The organism is Paraburkholderia sp. Ac-20336, from assembly GCF_017105025.1.
Taxonomy (GTDB): domain Bacteria; phylum Pseudomonadota; class Gammaproteobacteria; order Burkholderiales; family Burkholderiaceae; genus Paraburkholderia.
Genome location: NZ_JAAGPS010000001.1, coordinates 41,926 through 58,752, shown reverse-complemented (window position 1 = coordinate 58,752; position 16,827 = coordinate 41,926). Strand labels below are relative to the sequence as shown.

The following is a 16,827-nucleotide window of genomic DNA, read 5'->3' as shown; positions in this document are numbered from 1 at the left end:
CCGAATGAATACGAGCACGGTTTCCACCGCGCAGTTGCGCCGCTGGCCAGAACAGCGCGACGCGCGCATTCCTGCCTGGATCTATTCCGATCCGGATCTGTTCAAGCGCGAAATGGAAGTCTTCTACGAAGGCTCCACCTGGAATTTCGTTGGTCTCGCCTGTGAAATCGCCGAGCCGGGCGCGTTCAAACGCAGTTGGATCGGCACGCGCCCGGTACTGATGGTGCGCGATGAAGACGGCACCATCAATGTGGTCGAGAACCGCTGCGCGCATCGCGGATCGATGCTGTGCTGGAAAAACAATGGTGTCGTGAAGGACTTCACTTGTCCCTATCACCACTGGAGCTACGATCTGAAGGGCAACCTGCTCGGCCTGCCGTTTTTACGCGGCGCAATGGGCAAGGGCGGCATGCCGCGGGATTTCGCCAAGGGCGAGCACGGCCTGCGCAAGCTGCGCGTAGAGGAACGCAAAGGTCTCGTGTGGGCGACCTTCGACGAATCGGCACCGGATCTCGAGGCCTATCTGGGTGACGAAATCGCCGCGCTGATCGATCGCGCAACCGGCAACGGCCGTCTCAAACTGCTCGGCTACAACCGCCAGCTATTGCCATGCAACTGGAAACTGTATGTCGAGAACAGTCGTGACCCGTATCACGCGACGCTGCTGCACAGCTTTTTCCTGACCTTCGGCCTGCTGCGTGCGGATACCGCGTTCAAGGCGGTGCCGACGCTCGGCGGCCGCCACGCGATCATGGCGTCGACCTATTCGGCCGCTACCGCGAGCGAGAAGAACGAAGTCACGCAGCAGCTTGCGTCGCTGAAAAGCGATTTCTCGCTGCAGGACATGGACATGGTGCGGCCCGTTGACGAATTCGGCGACAGTTCGATGATCAATTTCTCGGTATTGCCGTCGGTGTTCTTTCAGCAGCATGGAAATTCGCTGGCGATCCGCCATGTGATTCCGAAGTCGGAATCGCAGACGGAGCTGTCGTGGACGCACTACGGCTTCGAGGACGACGACGAGACGATGCAGAGCCGCCGCATCAAGCAGGCGAATCTGATGGGGCCGGCCGGCTATGTCGCGGTCGACGACAGCGAAGTGCTCGCGCTGATGCAGCCAGTTGCGCAAAGCGCGCCGGATTCGGTGCAGGCCGTCGAGATGGGCGGGCGCGATTACGCGCCGCAGGAAACCATGCTGACGGAGACGCTGATCCGCAGCTTCTATCACTACTACCGCGAAAAAATGGGCCTCTGAGCTGCCCGACTGGGAGACAGACACGATGAGCGAATGGCACCCCGCAATCCAGGCCGACGCCGTGGCGGAGGGCACGCCGTGCCCGCTGCTGATCGGCGATACGCCAATCGCGCTGTACCGGCTGGGCCGCGAAGTCTATGCGATCGGCGACCGCTGCACGCACGAGCCCGAGGTGCGGCTGTCGGATGGTTTTGTCGACGGCGACGTGATCGAATGCCCGATGCACCAGTCGTGCTTCTCGATCCGCACCGGCAAGGTGATCGGTCCTCCCGCGCGTGAAGACGTGCGCGCGTATCCGATCAGGATCGAAGACGGCACCGTCTACGTCGAGTTGTAGCAGGCGGTTATCGCGCCGCGGTTCATGCGATCGCGGTTCGGAAAAGGGCAGGTAGCAGCGGTAAGGGGCAGGCCACGGTCCGCCCGCAAACACATCGGCTTGCGATGCGCACGATGCCGGGTGGCATCAGGTTGTATCGCCAGTTAAGTGTTTAGGATCACATATAAAAATCTCAAAATCACATTCAATGGAGACACCGGGGTGGACTTGCACCTCCCGGTCAGGAGAACAACGATGAAGAAGAAACTGATTCTGGCTTCGCTCGTGCTCGGCACGGGCGCCGGCGCGGCCTGCGCGCAAAGCAGCGTGACGCTGTACGGTATTCTCGATGCCGGCATCGGGTATTCGAACAACCAGGCGGTTACCGTGACACCGGGCGCGGCGGGTCGGCCCGCGATGCTGGTGAACCATTCGAAGCTCGGCTTCGTCAGCGGTTCGACCTTTGCGGATCGCTGGGGTCTGAAGGGCGTCGAGGATCTGGGCGGCGGCTATCGTGCGGTATTTACGTTGGAGAACGGTTTCAATATCGGCACCGGCGCGTTCGCGTCGGCCGGTACGATGTTCAATCGTCAGGCGTTCGTCGGTCTGGGCAATACGCGCTATGGCACGTTGACCTTTGGGCGTCAGTACGATCCGCTGGTCGACCTCGTCGAGCCGCTCGGGCCGACGCGCTTTCTGAACGGTATTGCAGCGCATCCGGGCGACCTCGACGATTTCGACAATAGCCTGCGCATCAGCAACTCGGTCAAATACACGAGCCCCGTGATGGGCGGCTTTACCATTGAGGCGTTGTACGGTTTCGGCGGACAGCCGGGATCGATGCACGACAAAAGCACCTACGGTATCGGGGCGGCTTATGCTCGCGGTCCGCTCGCGGGCAGCGTCGCGTACTACCGTGCGGACAATAGCAAGACGGGTCCCGACGACGTGACGAACGGCACGTGGGTCGGCTCGTCGGACAGCATTTTCAATTCGTCGATCAACGCGGGTTTCGCGTCGGCGGAAACCTTGCAGATCATCGGCACCGCGTGGAATTACGTGATCGGCCCGGTCACGCTCGGCTTGAACTACAGCAACGTGCAGTACAGGCCGGGGCCGTTCTCGCTGTTCCATCGCAATCAGAAATTCAACACGGGCGGCGCCGTTGCGTCGTGGCAAGTCACCTCGACGCTCGCGCTTGCCACGGCGTACGCGTATTCGCGCGGCAGTTCGGTGGACGGTTCGTCATCGCCTCCGCAGTACAACCAGATCAGCGTCGCTGCGTTCAAGAATCTGTCGAAACGGACCATCCTGTTCCTCGTCGGCGGCTATCAGCATGCGTCGGGCCGCACGCTCGACGCGTTCGGCAACGTGGTCTACGCAACCGCTTCTGTGGGCGATGCGTCGAATGGCGGCGGCTCATCGGCGTCGAATTCACAGGTGGTCGTGCGTGCCGGCATCCGGCATCACTTCTGACGGGCGCCAGGTTCTGCGCCCGGCGCGTCGGTTGCGCCGGACGCTTCTTTTGCATGGAGGAATAACAGCGTGAGCTTTGCATCGCTTCAAGGAAAAGTTGTCATCGTAACGGGGGCCGGCAGCGGCATCGGCGCGGCAACCGCACGGCGGCTCGCCGAGGACGGCGCGCGCGTCGTCGTGGTCGATGTCGAGCGCGCACTGGCGCAGGAGGTCGCGGCTTCATTGCCGGAACCCGGCAACGCACTGGCTGTTCAGGCAGACGTGTCACGCGAAGAAGATGTCGAGCGCTATATGCGCGAGACGCTCGATAGATTCGGACGCGTCGATCTGCATCACCTGAACGCGGGCATCGTCGGAACGCTGGCGCTCTTTCCGGACATCGGCGTCGACGAATTCGATGCGGTCATGCGCGTGAATCTGCGCGGCCCGTTTCTCGGTGCGCGCGCGGCCTTTCGTCAATACGCGGTGCAGCAGGGTACGGGCTCGATCGTGATTACCGCATCGATCGGCGCGCTGCTCGGCAGTGACGACCTGTTGCCGTACCAGACCTCGAAGCACGGTGTGCTCGGGATCGTGCATGGAGGGGCGATGTACGGGGGGCCGCGTGGTATTCGCGTCAACGCGGTTGCGCCGGGACTGGTGCCGACCGCGCTGTTCGCTGCCAATGCCGCTGGCTCCGGCGCCGGCGGCGATGTGGTGCAGCGCGGCACGACTGTGCCGATGCGGCGAGTCGGCACGCCGGACGAAGTCGCCAATGCGGTCGCATTCCTGCTCAGCGACGAGTCCAGTTATATCAACGGCGACGTGCTGTCGGTGGACGGCGGCTCGGCGATCGTGAGCACCGTGAGGCCAAGCGGTGGCGCGGGACAGTGGAATACGGCGGGGGTGGACGGCCGCGTCTGATACCGGCTGGCGGGCGCCACGCACGCCGTACTGTACCGGTATGCGCTCCAATCGCATTGCAACATACGTACGTGTTTTCTCCGTGCATCGGCAGAAAAAATCTTGCCAGGGTAAATGTCTTCTTGACCGATTGTATTACGCGAATATAATCGATCTTTATGGTAACGCTCACATTCGATGAGCGACGCAGCGTGAAGCCGCAACCCGACAACAAGAAAAGTGCCTTTGACGGAGACAGTACCTATGCAGAACGAAGCGAGTATTGGATACCGACTGGACAGCGTGCCGCTGTCCGGTTATCACTGGCGGCTGCTTGGCTTGATCGCGGCGGGTATGTATTTCGACTCGTTCGACATCTACATCGCCGGCACGGTGCTTGCCGCAATGATCCACAGCGGCGAATCCACGCTGAAGCTCAACGCGATGTTCGTGTCCGTCACGTTCCTCGGCATGATGGCGGGCGCATGGCTGTCCGGTCTGCTCGGCGACCGCTTCGGGCGGCGTTTCTGCTATCAGTTCAATCTCGGCATCTACGGCTTCGCATCGATTGCCGCGGCGCTTGCGCCTTCGATGTACTGGCTGATTTTCTTCCGCCTCGTGATGGGCATCGGCATGGGGGCGGAGATCGTCGTTGGCTACGGCACGCTGAGTGAATTCATTCCGGCTGCGTGGCGCGGCCGGTTCGGCACGATCCTCAATCTCATCATCAATACGTCGCTGTTCCTGTCAACCTTCCTCGGCTGGCTGATCGTGCCGCACTACGGCTGGCGCTGGATGTTCGCGATCGCGGGCTGCGGCGCGCTTGTCGTGTGGTTCCTGCGCAAGTCGATGCCGGAGTCGCCGCGCTGGCTCGCATCGCGCAATCGCGTCGCCGAGGCGGACCGGATCGTGTCGAACATCGAGACCGCATGCGGCGTCGATTCAACCGCGGCGATCGCGGCTGCGGCTCAGCAGCTGCGCCATCCCGACACGCGGGACAACGGACGTCTCGGCGATCTGTTCGCGCGCCGACTGCTCACGCGCACGATTACCGGCATCACGGTGCTAGTCGCGCTGTTCGTCGTCAACTACGCGTTCGTCAGCTGGATTCCGACTTTTCTTGTCAAGCAAGGCCATAGCGTCTCGAATTCGCTGGGACTGACGGCAGTGATGTTCGCGGGCGGCCCGGTGGGTTCGCTGATCGCCTTTGCACTGGCGGAGCGTGTCGGCCGCAAGTGGGGCATCGTGCTGTTTTCGCTGATCTGCGCGGGGTTTGGCGCCGCTTATCCGTTCGCGCAGTCGGAAGTGGCGATTGCCGCGCTCGGTTTCGCGATCACCTGCTGCATCTACGTGCTGTCGTCGTTCAGCGTCGCAACGTATGTGCCGGAACTGTTCCCGACCGAGCTGCGTTTGCGTGGCTCGGGCGTGTCGAATACGGTGGGCCGCGCGGTGAGCATCGTGGTGCCGTATGTGGTGGCGTCGGCGTTCACGGACTTCGGCATCGCCGGCGTGTTGGCGCTGATCGTCGGCACGCTGCTCGTGCAGGCCGCGATCGTCGGCGTACTCGGCACGGAAACGCGGCGGCGTTCGCTCGAATCGATCGCGGCCGAAGTCGGCAATACGTTTGCAGCAGGTGGCCAGCCGAACGACGATCGTGCGGCATCGGCTACGAGGCCGTAGAGGACAGCGGTGTTATCCATCAGAGCAGACCGGATCGCATTGTGCGGGCTCATCCGCATGCTCCGCGAAAGATCCGGCGAAAGCGCCACACTGTAGAGGACAAATCCGCCCATGGCAGCACAGTCAGAGAGCAGTTCCAGCCGGAGCAGCACCAACCGCCACGCCGGCCATGCGACGCAACGCATCGCGCAATGGGTTGCTGCGGCGACCTGGCGCGACGTGTCCGCCGCAGTGCGGCACGAAGCGAAGCGCGCGCTCGTCAACTATATGGCGGTCGCGCTGGCGGGCTGCACCGATCCGACGCTCGACAAGGCGGTGCGCGTCTACCAGCGCTTCGGCGCAGATCGCAGTGCGGGCATGATCGGCCGGTGCGAACGCTTCGACATGCTGAACGCCGCCGCGCTCAACGCGATGAGCGCAAACGTGTTCGATTTCGACGACACGCATATCCCGACCATCATTCATCCGAGCGCGCCGGTCGCCGCTGCGCTGTTAGCGCTCGCTCAAACACGGCCGATGACGGGCGAAGCACTGCTGCTCGCGTTCGTGCTCGGCGTCGAGGTGGAGTGCCGCATCGGTAACGCGGTTTCGCCGGAGCACTATCAACGCGGCTGGCACATCACGTCGACGTGCGGCGTGTTCGGCGCGGCCGCCGCCGTGGCCAAGGTACTGGGCCTGAACGCGCGGCAGATCGCGTGGGCGCTCGGCAATGCATCCGCGCAGGCGGGCGGTCTCGTCGAGACGCTGGGCACGATGTCGAAGAGCATCAGCGTAGGCAATGCGGCACGTAACGGCCTGCTGTCGGCGCTGCTCGCCGCCGACGATTTTTCCGGTCCCGATGCGCCGCTCGAAGGCACGCGCGGTTTTCTGCGCGTCACGGCCGCGCAGCCGAAGATCGAGGCACTGACCGACGGTCTCGGGCTCGAATGGTCGCTGCTGTCGAATACCTACAAGCCGTATCCGTGCGGCGTGGTGTTGAACCCGGTGATCGACGCGTGTCTCGATCTGCGTCGCGATGCGCATTGGAGCCTTGACGATGTCGAACGGGTCGAGCTGACGGGCCATCCGCTGCTGCGCGAACGTACCGACCGGCCGGCTGTGCGCAGCGGTCGCGAATCGCAGGTCAGCGCGCAGCACGCGGTGGCCGTCGCGCTCGCGACGGGCAAGGCCGGCCTCGCGCAGTTTAGCGATAGCGCAGTGGGCGATCCGTCGCTGCGCGCATTCGGCGCGCGCTTGCGTTTCATCGACGATCCGTCGTGGCCGGTCGAGTCGGCTCAGGTCGCTGTCGTGCTGCGCTCGGGCGACACGATATCGCGGCGTATTCAGGCGGCGCGCGGCAGTCTCGCCGCGCCACTCGCCGACGTCGAACTCGCGGCGAAGCTGCATGAACTTGCCGCATACGGCGGCTCGGGGGTCGCACCGCAACCGCTGATCGATACGCTGTGGCGTTTCGACGGCGAAGCGGATGCGGCGGTGCTGATGAAACTAGCGTGCGCGAACTGAGTAGCGCGATCGATCGATTTTCAACGGATGAGGATAGTCATGTCAGGCAGCGAACAAAGCAGCAAGCAGATCGGTTTTATCGGCGTAGGTGTGATGGGGCGGCCGATGGCGCGCCGTTTGATCGAAGCGGGGCATACGCTCGTCGTGTTCGATCGCGATGAACAGGCGGTCGCGGAACTCGCGGCGATCGGCGCGCGCGCGGCGAAGTCGGTGCGCGAAGTGGCCGACACCGCGCGCGTCGTTTTCACGAGCTTGCCGACGCCGGCGATTTTCAAGGCGGTGGCGCTCGGCGACGGCGGCCTGATCGAAGGTAGCGCGGTGAAGATTCTCGTCGATCTGTCGACGGTCGGTTCGCGCATCGAAAGGGAAGTGGCCGACGCTCTGCTCGCGAAGGGCATCGAAACCGTCGACGCACCGGTAAGCGGCGGCGCTGCGGGCGCGAAGAAAGGCACGCTGGCGATCATGACGGCGGGCAAGCCGGCCGCGCTCGACGAGGTTCGCGCGCTGTTCGACGTGTTCGGCAAGGTGTTCGTCGTCGGCGATCAGCCAGGGCAGGGACAGTTGCTGAAGCTGCTCAACAACATGTTGTCGTCGACTGCTTTTGCGATCACGTCGGAAGCGTTCGTTGCCGGCATGCGCGGCGGCCTCGATCCCGAAGTGATGATGTCCGTGATCAATTCGGGCAGCGGCAAGAACGGCGCGACGATGGACAAATTCCCGAAACACGTGCTGACACACGGCTTCGATTTCGGTTTTCCGGTCGGCAGCGTGTGCAAGGACATCGGCCTCGCGGTGGACGAATGCCAGGCGCTCGGCGTGCCGATGTGGGTCGGCAGCGTCGCGCGTCAGGTGTGGAACTACGCGGCGATGCAGGACGGCGCGAAGCGTGACATGACCGAACTCGTCAAATACGTCGAGCGCTGGTCGTCGTCGGAGGGGCTCGCCGACTGAGCGCCTCGCAATCACTTCCGCAAACAGGCATCTGGCCGGACTTCCGGCCCATCGTACCGGATCAAACAGGGGTTATTCATGATCGTTGAAATGCGTATTTACCACTGCGCGCCGATGCGCTTGCCGGCACTGCTCGATCGCTTCACGTCGACCACGCTCGGCTTTTTCGAAAAATACGGCATCGAGCAGCTCGGTTTCTGGACCACGTTGATCGGACCGAGTAACCACGCGCTGACCTACATGCTCAAGTGGGAAAGTCTCGCCGAGCGCGAGCAGAAGTGGAACGCGTTCCAGTCCGACCCCGACTGGATCGTCAAACGCGCGGCGACGGAAGCCGAGAAGCCGATCGTCGAGCGTATCGAAAATCATTTTCTGACGCCGACCGCATTCTCGGCGCTGCGCTAGACGAGGTCTCGCAATGACACAACTCAAGCGGATCGGTTTCGTCGGTCTCGGCATGATGGGCGCGCCGATGGTGCAGTGCCTGTGCAGAGCCGGCTTCGAACTGTTCATCGCCGACGCTGACGCCGCACGCGCCGCCGCGCTCGCCGAGCAAACCGGTGCGCAGCGTCTGAATGACGACAACGCGGCATCGCTCGATGCATTGATCACGATGCTGCCGAACTCGGCGATTGTCGAGGCCGTGGTGCTCGGCGACGGTTGGGCCGCGAAACTCGCGCGGGGCGCTGTCGTCATCGACATGAGTTCGTCGGAACCGGAGCGTTCGCGCGAACTCGGCAGGACGCTCGAAGCGCGCGGCCTTGCGTATCTCGATGCGCCGGTGTCGGGCGGCGTCAAGCGCGCGAAGGAGGGCTCGCTCGCGATTCTCGTCGGCGGCGACGCGCAGGTGCTTGCGCGCTGCAAGGCGTTGCTCGATGCGATGGGCGCGAGCGTGCTGCATATCGGCGGCGCGGGCGCCGGTCATGCGGCCAAGGCGCTCAACAATTATGTGTCGGCGGCGGGACTGACCGCGACGGTCGAGGCGCTGCAGATCGCGAGCCGTTTCGGCATCGAGCCGGCTGTGATGACAGACGTGCTCAACGCGTCGTCGGGGCGCAGCAATACGTCGGAAAACAAGGTCAAGCAGTTCATGCTGAGCGGCACGTTTGCGTGGGGCTTCGCGCTGCAGCTGATGAACAAGGATCTGAAGATCGCGTATGCGCTCGCGCAGGCGGTCGGCCATCCGATGACATTTGGCACGGCCTGCATCGAGGTGTGGAACGAAGCGGCACAGCAGTCGACGCCCGTGACCGATCACACCGAAATGTACCGGCTGTTGCCCGGCGCGGCTTCCTGAGGCCGCCTTCCGATTCACCGATTCTGGAGCCTGTCATGTCACATGCTGCACAGTTCTATATCGACGGACAGTGGGTCGAACCCGCGTCCGCCGTCTGGTTCGACCTCGTCGATCCATCGACGGAAAAGGTCTTCGACAAGCTTGCGCTCGGCAACGCGGCCGATGTCGATCGCGCGGTCGCCGCCGCGCGCCGCGCATTTCCGGCGTGGTCCGCGACCAGCGTGGCCGAGCGGGTGGCGTTGCTCAAGCGCGTCGTCGCCGTCTACGAACGTCGTTACGACGAATTCGCCGAATTGATGCGCCGCGAAATGGGTGCGCCGATCACGTTTGCGCGCAACGGTCAGGCCGCGCGCGGACCGGCGCATCTGAACGCATTGATCGAGGTGCTCGAGCGTTTCGAATTCGAGGAACAGCGCGGCAATACGCGTGTCGTGCTGGAACCGATCGGCGTCTGCGGACTCATCACGCCGTGGAACTGGCCGATCAATCAGATCGTCGTGAAGATCGCACCGGCGCTGGCCGCGGGCTGCACGATGGTGCTCAAGCCGAGCGAGTATTCGCCGCTCAGCGCGCTGGCGTTCGCGGAAGTGCTGCATGACGCGGGCGTGCCCGCCGGCGTGTTCAATCTCGTCAATGGCGATGGTCCGGGTGTCGGCGCGGCGATTGCGAGTCATCCGGACATCGACATGGTGTCGTTTACCGGCTCGACGCGCGCGGGCGTGCTGGTCGCACAATCGGCGGCCGAGACCGTGAAGCGCGTCGCGCAGGAACTCGGCGGCAAGTCCGCCAACCTCCTGCTCGACGACGTCGATCTCGAACAGGCGGTTACACGCGGCGTGGCAGCGTGCTTTACGAATTCGGGCCAGTCGTGTTCGATCCCGACGCGCATGCTGGTGCCGCGTCATCTGATGAACGACGCGGCGCAGATCGCGAAGCACGCGGCGCAGGCGTATCGCACCGGCCCGACCGACGATCCGGCGACGCAGCTCGGCCCGCTTGTCAACGCGAGTCAGTTCAAGCGTGTGCAGGCGCTGATCCAGACCGGTATCGACGAAGGCGCGCGCCTCGTCACGGGCGGCATCGGACGGCCGGACGGCATCGACGCGGGCTACTATGCGCGCCCGACAGTGTTCGCCGATGTCGCGCCGCACATGACGATCGCGCGCGAGGAGATCTTCGGGCCGGTGCTGTCGATGATTCCCTACGACTCGGAAGAAGAGGCGATCGCGATCGCGAACGGCACCGACTACGGTCTCGCGGCCTACGTGCAATCCGCCGATCTCGCGCGTGCGCGCAAGGTGGGCCGCGCGTTGCGCGCGGGCGGCGTACATCTGAATTACCCGCCCGCCGATTTCCAGGCGCCTTTCGGCGGCTATAAGCGCTCGGGCAACGGGCGCGAGTGGGGCGAAGCCGGCTTGCGCGAATACCTGGAAACCAAGGCGATGGTCGGTTACGGCGCAGAGTGAAAATTTCCGCGCGCAGACCGGTTCGCATCATGCCTGCCTGGCGCACCGTTTTAAAAACAGTCTGAACTACTGAGGAATCGCGATGGATACCAACGACCGTTTCAACAAAGGCTTCAACAACCGCAAGGAAGTGCTCGGCGCCGCGCACGTCGAGAAATCGTGGGCGAATGCCGACGACTTCAACCGGCCGATGCAGAAGTTCGTCACCGAAAGCTGCTGGGGCGACATCTGGGGCGACCCGACGCTGTCGTTCAAGACGCGCAGCATGCTGAACCTCGGCATGCTCACCGCGATGAGCCAGCACCACGAGCTGGCGGTGCATGTAAAGGGCGCGCTGCGCAATGGCGTGACGAAGGAAGAGATCCGCGCGGTGCTGATGCAGGCGGCTGCGTATTGCGGCGCGCCGCTCGCGCTGGCGGCGTTTCGCGTCGCGAGCGAGGCGATCAAGGCATACGAAGCCGAAGCGGCGGCTTCCTGATCCGGCAAAAAAGCACACGAAAGCCACGGGGTAACGCAGGGAGAACCCGCACCGCGCGCGGTGCGCATAACGAATGGAGACAGCCATGAAAGCGCTGACTGCGCATGACGTCGTAGAGTCGGAGGGCGAACAGTCGATCGAAACGAAGAGACGCAACGCGATCAAGGGCGCGTTCTTTTCCGAATTCATCGACATGTTCGATATCTATTTGCCGGTGGTGGTGCTTTCGCCCGTACTCGGCTATTTTCAGCCGCCGCATCTGTCGGCGGGCATGGAGGCGATTCTCGCATCGCTGGTGTTCATCACGACGCTGCTCGGACGGCCGGTCGGCTCGCTGCTGTTCGGCATGATCGCGGACCGCATCGGGCGTCGCAAGGCCTCGATCTGGTCGGTGTCGGGCTTCGGCGTGGTGACGTTGCTGATCGCGCTTCTGCCTGGCTATCAGCACATCGGCATCGCGTCGTACTGGCTGCTGGTGCTGCTGCGGTTCGTCGACGGGATCTTTCTCGGCGGCGGCTACACCGGTGCGATGCCGCTCGCGATCGAGTATGCGAAGAAGGAGCAGCGTGGTTTCGTCGGCGGCTTCATCATTGCCGGATTTCCGGCCGCGTACGTGACGATCAACCTCGTTGCGATGCTGATGTTCGCGCTCTTTCCGCTGAGCGGCATGAATTCGCCGTACGCGCAATGGGGCTGGCGCATTCCGTTTGTGCTCGGTGCGGCGCTCGCGGGCCTGCTCGCGATGTACTACGTGCGCAAGGTCGCCGAATCGGAAGTCTGGAAGAGCGAGGCCGCCGACAAGCCGACGGTCACCGAAAAACTGCCGCTTTCCGATCTGCTGCGCGGCAAGAGCGGGCGCAACCTGCTGCAGGTGCTGGTGATGATGACGGGCTTCTGGCTCACGCAGAACATCATTACGATCTTCCTGCCCACGGGGCTGCTCGTGAAGACGCTGCACCTGACCGGCTTCCAGATGACCGCCACGCTGATGCTCACGTACTTCGTGCTGTTTTTCAGCTACATCGCCTCGGGTCTGGTCGCGCAGCGTATCGGACGACGTCGCTTCTTCGTGATCGTCGGTCCGCTGATCGCCACGCTCGGCGCCGTGCTGCTGTACGTGCTCGCGAACGTGGACGGACTGTCGTTGCCGGCCATCATGCTGCTGACCTGCGTACTCGCGGTGCTCGTCACGTCGCCGTGGGGCGTGATCGTCACGTACATCAACGAGCGGTTCGTGACGGACGTGCGCGCGACCGGCTTCGGCGTCGGCTTCAGCCTCTCGGTCATCATCCCGTCGTTCTACGCGTTCTATATGAACTGGCTCGGCGCGTTCATGCCGCTGCGGCTCACGTCGGTCGTGCTGCTGTGCGTGGGCGGGCTGCTCGGCATGATCGGCGCGATGATGGGTCCGGAAACGAAAGATGTCGATTTCTAATTGCGAAGCAGAGGAACGGAAGTCATGAACAAGGAAAGGGTAGGTTTTATCGGCCTCGGCAACATGGGCGGACGCATGGCGCAGCGCCTCGTTGGCGCGGGCATCGCGGTGCTCGGTTACGACACGGCGCGGGAGCGCGTCGAAGCAGCCGGCGCGCAGGCTGCCGGCACGCTGCGCGAAGTGGTCGGCTACGCGGACGTCGTGATGCTGTCGCTGCCTGACAGCAAGGTGGTCGAAGCGGTCGTCGAAGGCGAGGACGGTGTGCTCGCGCATTGCCGCGCCGGACAGATCGTCGTCGATCTGAGCACGGCCGCCGCGAGTTCGACGATTCGCCTCGCGAAGCGCTTCGCCGAGCGCGGCGTGCGTTACGTCGACGCGGGTATTTCGGGTGGCGCGGCCGCAGCCGAGAAGGGCACGCTGACGCTGATGGTGGGCGGCGAGGCCGAAGCGGTTGCCGAACTGCAATGGGCGTTCGGGCCGATCAGCTCGAAGGTCGCATACATGGGCGGGAGCGGCGCCGGTCACACGACCAAGCTGCTCAACAACTTCCTGAACGCAGTGAGCCTGGCTGCGAGTGCCGAGGTGATGGTGGCGGGCAAGAAGGCCGGGCTCGACCTGCACCTGCTGCTCGATGTGCTGAACAGTAGCAGTGGTGTCAACTTCGCGACGCTCAACCGTTTTCCGAAAATCGTCGACGGCGATTATCTCGAAGGTGGCCTGACCGGCAAGCTCATGACGAAGGACGTCGTGCTGTACGTCGATCGCGTGCGCGAACTCGGTGTGATGTCGCTGAACGCGGCGGGGCCGCTCGCGAGCTTCGGGCTCGGCACCGCGCTCGGCTATGGAGATGTGATCAGCAATCGGGTCGTCGATGCGATCGGCGACGTGTCGGGCGGCGTCCGGCTGTTCGACGGAGCAAAGGAGAAAAAAGCATGAAAGTCTTTCACGGCAGAGCGGCAGGCGCAATGTCCGAGCGTCGCGGCGATACGTTCACGGGGACGGTCTGGGCCGATCCGGTGATGCCCGCGACCAACGGCGTGACGATCAACACGGTGTGTTTCGAACCGGGCGGACGTACCTACTGGCACACGCACGAGTACGGCCAGGTGCTGCAGGTGACGGCCGGCCAGGGCTGGATTTGCCTCGACGGCGAGGAGCCGCGGCCGATCCGCCAGGGCGACATCGTGTTCATCGGCCCGAACGAGCGTCACTGGCACGGCGCGAGCGAAGGCAGCTACATGGTTCATATCGCGACGTCGATCGGCAAGGGGACGTGGCAGGAAGAGGTCGCGCAAGCCGATTATCCGAAGGGTGTGGGGGGCTGAGGTTCGTGCCGTCGCGCGCGTCGATGTTCCAGCCTGCGTTCGGGCCGACTTTCGCGTCCGGTTCGCCGCGAAGCTGAAGCTGTCCGGCGCGCGCCACCGATGTGAGGTTGCCGATATTGTTAAGCCTTCGATGGAATTGACATCATGACCCAGACTCCGCCGCAACCCGATCTGTCACGCCTGCGCGACGAACTCGCGAGCCTGCACGGTCAGGCGAGTCCCGAGTGGGACAGCCTCATGAGGCTCGCCCCGGTTTTCGTCGCCGCGTATCTGAAGTTCGCCGGCGTACCGCGGCGGCGCAACCATCTCGACGACAAGACCCGCGCGTTCATCGCGCTGGCTGCCGACGCCTGCGCGACGCAGCTCTATGCGCCCGGTGTGGCGCGTCACATCGAGCGGGCACTATCGTTCGGCGCGACGCGCGATGAACTGGTCGAAGTACTCGAATTGATCAGCACGATCGGTATTCATACCAGCAACGTCGGCGTGCCGGTGCTGCTGGAAGTTCTGGAAGAAGAGGGCTTGCGCGACGGCCCGGCCCCACTCGACGAGCGGCGGCAGGCGCTGAAAGCCGCGTTCGAGAAGAACCGCGGCTACTGGCATCCGAGCTGGGAAGGGCTGCTCGAACTCGATCCGGACCTGTTCGACGCATACGTCGAATTCTCTTCGGTGCCGTGGCGTAGCGGTGTGCTGAGCCCGAAGCTCAAGGAATTCATGTATTGTGCGTTCGATGCGTCGGCCACGCATCTGTACGTACCCGGCCTCAAGCTGCACATGCGCAATGCGCTGCATTATGGAGCGACGGCTGAAGAACTGATGGAATTGCTGGAGATCGTCAGCGTGACGGGCATCCACGGCGCGGAACTGGGCGCGCCGCTGCTCGAAGCCGCGCTGGCGAATGCCGCTGGCGCGCCGGAGAAACCGCATGCGTGATGCCACAAAACCCGAGCCGATGTTTTCGTTGCGTGCCGCGCCGGGCGACCTGTCCGACTCGCACAATGTCGATGCGCCGCGCACGATATTCACCTCTGCGATTGCGTCCGCGTTTTCGTCCGCATTTTCATCGGTAGCCGGCAAGACAGCTGGGCCGTGCCATTCCGCGTGGCGCGCAATGCAATCGCCGCCCCTGTCGGCACTTGCGTCGAACGGCAACGAGCACACGAGTGTGCGGGCCGTCGCGATTCTCGGCTACAACTGACGTGCGATGCTCCCCATGAGCAGTCAATCCGCCACGCTTGTCGTATTGCGACACGGCCAATCGGTATGGAATCGCGCGAACCGCTTCACCGGCTGGAGCGACGTCGGACTCTCCGCGCAGGGCGTGACGGATGCCCAGCGCGTCGGTGAGCAGTTGCGCGCCGCGGGTCTGCACTTCGACCTTGCGGTTACGTCGGCATTATCACGAGCCACCGATACGCTCACGCACGCGTTGCACACGTTCGACCGGCCGGTGTCGAAAACGATTCGCTCGTGGCGGCTGAACGATCGGCACTACGGAGCGCTGACCGGCATGGAAAAAGATGAGGCAGCGCTCGCGTATGGCGCGCAATGCGTGCGGCAATGGCGGCGCGGTTTCGACCTTGCGCCGCCGCCGCTCGATGCCGTCGCGCATGCGAAGCTGGTGGGCGCGCTGTGCGATGACGCGATGCCCGCGCCCGCTGCGCTGCCGCGCACCGAGAGCCTGCGCGATACGCTGCATCGCGTGCTGCCGCTGTGGGACGACTGCGTCGCGCCGGCACTCGTGCGTGGGCAGTCGGTGCTGATGGTCGGTCACGGCAACTCGTTGCGCGCGCTGTTCAAGCAGCTCGACCAGATTGGCGATGACGCGATCGCGCAGGTCGAGGTCGCGCATGCCGAACCGCTCGTGATGAGGTTCGACGCCGCGCTTGAGATCTGTTCGCGCATGCCGCTCGGCGCGCTGCTCCCGACCCGCTGAAAGGCATGCCGTTTCTCGCCGTGATGGGCTATGGATGCTGTCCGTCACGATACCGGTGAAGTATCATGGAGGCTGAATTTTGTCGGACGGGAATACAATAATGCTAACAGACATGGACCTGGTGAGGCCTGAGACGCTGCGTCATCAGGTGGAAAATGTGCTTCGGCAAGCGATTGTAAGCGGGCGTTTCGCACCTGGTGCGCGCCTTATCGAACGGGAATTGTGCGAGACGCTCGGCGTGAGCCGTACGTCGGTGCGTGAGGCGCTGCGCAGGCTCGAAGCCGAAAAGCTCGTGCGCAACGTGCCGCACAAGGGGCCGATCGTCGCCGTCATGTCGAAACACGAAGCCAGCGAGCTGTACGCGCTGCGTGGTCTGCTCGAAGGTTTCGCCGCGCATGAGTTCGCCCGCCTTGCCAGCGACGATGCAATCGCGCGCTTTGGCGAGGTCGCGAAGGAGCTGCGCGCGGAAGCTGTCGCGCAGAACCAGGACGGCGTGCTGCGCGCGAAGACGGCACTCTATGGCGTGCTGCTCGATAACTGCGGCAACACGCTCGTCAGGGAAGTCCTTAACAGTCTTTATTCGCGCATCAATCTGCTGCGTACGACGTCGTTGATGAATCCGGACCGGCTGCCCAATAGTCTGCGCGAAATCGACAAGCTTTATAAGGCGCTGAAGGCACGCGACGCCGATGCGGCCCAGGAGCTTGCGCGGCTGCACGTAGCGAATGCCGAGAAGGCAGCGCAGCGGATGCTGGAAGACACCGAGTAGCGTCTGCGCATCCGCGTGATGCAGCTGTTGTGCGCCATGATCCGAAGCGATGAGAGTC

At 63.7% G+C, this 16,827-nt stretch carries 18 protein-coding genes; all 18 read left to right on the top strand.

The genetic code is table 11. The annotated features are described in order from the left end of the window. Positions 1–4 precede the first annotated feature (4 nt). Positions 5–1,255: an SRPBCC family protein gene (locus GXB81_RS00270; protein WP_205987980.1), complete on the top strand. Its 1,251-nt coding sequence runs from the start codon at positions 5–7 to the stop codon at positions 1,253–1,255. 25 nt (positions 1,256–1,280) lie between these two features. Then, positions 1,281–1,592 (top strand): non-heme iron oxygenase ferredoxin subunit, encoded by a 312-nt coding sequence (locus GXB81_RS00265; RefSeq protein WP_205987979.1) that lies wholly within the window; start codon positions 1,281–1,283, stop codon positions 1,590–1,592. A 234-nt stretch (positions 1,593–1,826) separates the two neighbouring features. Beyond that, complete coding sequence (locus GXB81_RS00260) at positions 1,827–3,047, top strand: porin (RefSeq protein WP_205987978.1); 1,221 nt, start codon at positions 1,827–1,829, stop codon at positions 3,045–3,047. Between the two features lie 69 nt (positions 3,048–3,116). Continuing rightward, on the top strand, positions 3,117–3,950 hold the full coding sequence (locus GXB81_RS00255; RefSeq protein WP_167044395.1) for a glucose 1-dehydrogenase: 834 nt from the start codon (positions 3,117–3,119) through the stop codon (positions 3,948–3,950). A gap of 243 nt (positions 3,951–4,193) precedes the next feature. Next, positions 4,194–5,609: an MFS transporter gene (locus tag GXB81_RS00250; RefSeq protein ID WP_167044393.1), complete on the top strand. Its 1,416-nt coding sequence runs from the start codon at positions 4,194–4,196 to the stop codon at positions 5,607–5,609. A gap of 111 nt (positions 5,610–5,720) precedes the next feature. Further along, on the top strand, positions 5,721–7,112 hold the full coding sequence (locus tag GXB81_RS00245) for an MmgE/PrpD family protein (protein ID WP_205987977.1): 1,392 nt from the start codon (positions 5,721–5,723) through the stop codon (positions 7,110–7,112). A 39-nt stretch (positions 7,113–7,151) separates the two neighbouring features. Then, the gene (locus tag GXB81_RS00240; protein ID WP_167044387.1) at positions 7,152–8,063 is read left to right on the top strand and encodes an NAD(P)-dependent oxidoreductase; all 912 of its coding nucleotides are present in this window, start codon (positions 7,152–7,154) and stop codon (positions 8,061–8,063) included. A gap of 78 nt (positions 8,064–8,141) precedes the next feature. Then, positions 8,142–8,468: an NIPSNAP family protein gene (locus GXB81_RS00235; RefSeq protein ID WP_205987976.1), complete on the top strand. Its 327-nt coding sequence runs from the start codon at positions 8,142–8,144 to the stop codon at positions 8,466–8,468. Between the two features lie 13 nt (positions 8,469–8,481). Beyond that, positions 8,482–9,360, top strand: coding sequence for an NAD(P)-dependent oxidoreductase (locus GXB81_RS00230; protein ID WP_167044381.1), 879 nt, complete (start codon positions 8,482–8,484; stop codon positions 9,358–9,360). A 35-nt stretch (positions 9,361–9,395) separates the two neighbouring features. Continuing rightward, positions 9,396–10,826: an aldehyde dehydrogenase family protein gene (locus tag GXB81_RS00225; RefSeq protein WP_167044378.1), complete on the top strand. Its 1,431-nt coding sequence runs from the start codon at positions 9,396–9,398 to the stop codon at positions 10,824–10,826. Between the two features lie 82 nt (positions 10,827–10,908). Beyond that, positions 10,909–11,304 (top strand): carboxymuconolactone decarboxylase family protein, encoded by a 396-nt coding sequence (locus GXB81_RS00220; protein WP_167044375.1) that lies wholly within the window; start codon positions 10,909–10,911, stop codon positions 11,302–11,304. Positions 11,305–11,389: 85 nt separating this feature from the next. Continuing rightward, entirely contained in the window at positions 11,390–12,739 is a 1,350-nt protein-coding gene (locus GXB81_RS00215) for an MFS transporter (protein ID WP_167044372.1), read from the top strand. A 24-nt stretch (positions 12,740–12,763) separates the two neighbouring features. Further along, positions 12,764–13,675, top strand: a complete 912-nt coding sequence (locus GXB81_RS00210) for an NAD(P)-dependent oxidoreductase (RefSeq protein WP_167044369.1) — start codon at positions 12,764–12,766, stop codon at positions 13,673–13,675. Continuing rightward, positions 13,672–14,064, top strand: a complete 393-nt coding sequence (locus GXB81_RS00205) for a cupin domain-containing protein (RefSeq protein ID WP_167044366.1) — start codon at positions 13,672–13,674, stop codon at positions 14,062–14,064. Before GXB81_RS00210 ends, GXB81_RS00205 begins: the two co-directional genes overlap by 4 nt. Before the next feature lie 144 nt (positions 14,065–14,208). Then, positions 14,209–14,997 carry a carboxymuconolactone decarboxylase family protein gene (locus GXB81_RS00200; RefSeq protein ID WP_167044363.1) on the top strand — a complete coding sequence of 263 codons (789 nt, stop codon included), beginning with the start codon at positions 14,209–14,211 and terminating at the stop codon, positions 14,995–14,997. Continuing rightward, the gene (locus GXB81_RS00195; RefSeq protein ID WP_167044359.1) at positions 14,990–15,262 is read left to right on the top strand and encodes a hypothetical protein; all 273 of its coding nucleotides are present in this window, start codon (positions 14,990–14,992) and stop codon (positions 15,260–15,262) included. The genes GXB81_RS00200 and GXB81_RS00195 overlap by 8 nt, the downstream gene beginning before the upstream one ends. A gap of 15 nt (positions 15,263–15,277) precedes the next feature. Continuing rightward, positions 15,278–16,000, top strand: coding sequence for a 2,3-bisphosphoglycerate-dependent phosphoglycerate mutase (locus tag GXB81_RS00190; protein ID WP_167044356.1), 723 nt, complete (start codon positions 15,278–15,280; stop codon positions 15,998–16,000). A 100-nt stretch (positions 16,001–16,100) separates the two neighbouring features. Then, the gene (locus GXB81_RS00185; RefSeq protein ID WP_167044353.1) at positions 16,101–16,769 is read left to right on the top strand and encodes a GntR family transcriptional regulator; all 669 of its coding nucleotides are present in this window, start codon (positions 16,101–16,103) and stop codon (positions 16,767–16,769) included. The last annotated feature ends 58 nt before the right edge of the window (positions 16,770–16,827 follow it).

Coding starts and splice junctions, on each gene's coding strand:
- GXB81_RS00270 (WP_205987980.1), top strand. CDS start 5: ATGAATACGAGCACGGTTTCCACCGCGCAGTTGCGCCGCTGGCCAGAA.
- GXB81_RS00265 (WP_205987979.1), top strand. CDS start 1,281: ATGAGCGAATGGCACCCCGCAATCCAGGCCGACGCCGTGGCGGAGGGC.
- GXB81_RS00260 (WP_205987978.1), top strand. CDS start 1,827: ATGAAGAAGAAACTGATTCTGGCTTCGCTCGTGCTCGGCACGGGCGCC.
- GXB81_RS00250 (WP_167044393.1), top strand. CDS start 4,194: ATGCAGAACGAAGCGAGTATTGGATACCGACTGGACAGCGTGCCGCTG.
- GXB81_RS00245 (WP_205987977.1), top strand. CDS start 5,721: ATGGCAGCACAGTCAGAGAGCAGTTCCAGCCGGAGCAGCACCAACCGC.
- GXB81_RS00240 (WP_167044387.1), top strand. CDS start 7,152: ATGTCAGGCAGCGAACAAAGCAGCAAGCAGATCGGTTTTATCGGCGTA.
- GXB81_RS00235 (WP_205987976.1), top strand. CDS start 8,142: ATGATCGTTGAAATGCGTATTTACCACTGCGCGCCGATGCGCTTGCCG.
- GXB81_RS00230 (WP_167044381.1), top strand. CDS start 8,482: ATGACACAACTCAAGCGGATCGGTTTCGTCGGTCTCGGCATGATGGGC.
- GXB81_RS00225 (WP_167044378.1), top strand. CDS start 9,396: ATGTCACATGCTGCACAGTTCTATATCGACGGACAGTGGGTCGAACCC.
- GXB81_RS00220 (WP_167044375.1), top strand. CDS start 10,909: ATGGATACCAACGACCGTTTCAACAAAGGCTTCAACAACCGCAAGGAA.
- GXB81_RS00215 (WP_167044372.1), top strand. CDS start 11,390: ATGAAAGCGCTGACTGCGCATGACGTCGTAGAGTCGGAGGGCGAACAG.
- GXB81_RS00210 (WP_167044369.1), top strand. CDS start 12,764: ATGAACAAGGAAAGGGTAGGTTTTATCGGCCTCGGCAACATGGGCGGA.
- GXB81_RS00205 (WP_167044366.1), top strand. CDS start 13,672: ATGAAAGTCTTTCACGGCAGAGCGGCAGGCGCAATGTCCGAGCGTCGC.
- GXB81_RS00200 (WP_167044363.1), top strand. CDS start 14,209: ATGACCCAGACTCCGCCGCAACCCGATCTGTCACGCCTGCGCGACGAA.
- GXB81_RS00195 (WP_167044359.1), top strand. CDS start 14,990: ATGCGTGATGCCACAAAACCCGAGCCGATGTTTTCGTTGCGTGCCGCG.
- GXB81_RS00190 (WP_167044356.1), top strand. CDS start 15,278: ATGAGCAGTCAATCCGCCACGCTTGTCGTATTGCGACACGGCCAATCG.
- GXB81_RS00185 (WP_167044353.1), top strand. CDS start 16,101: ATGCTAACAGACATGGACCTGGTGAGGCCTGAGACGCTGCGTCATCAG.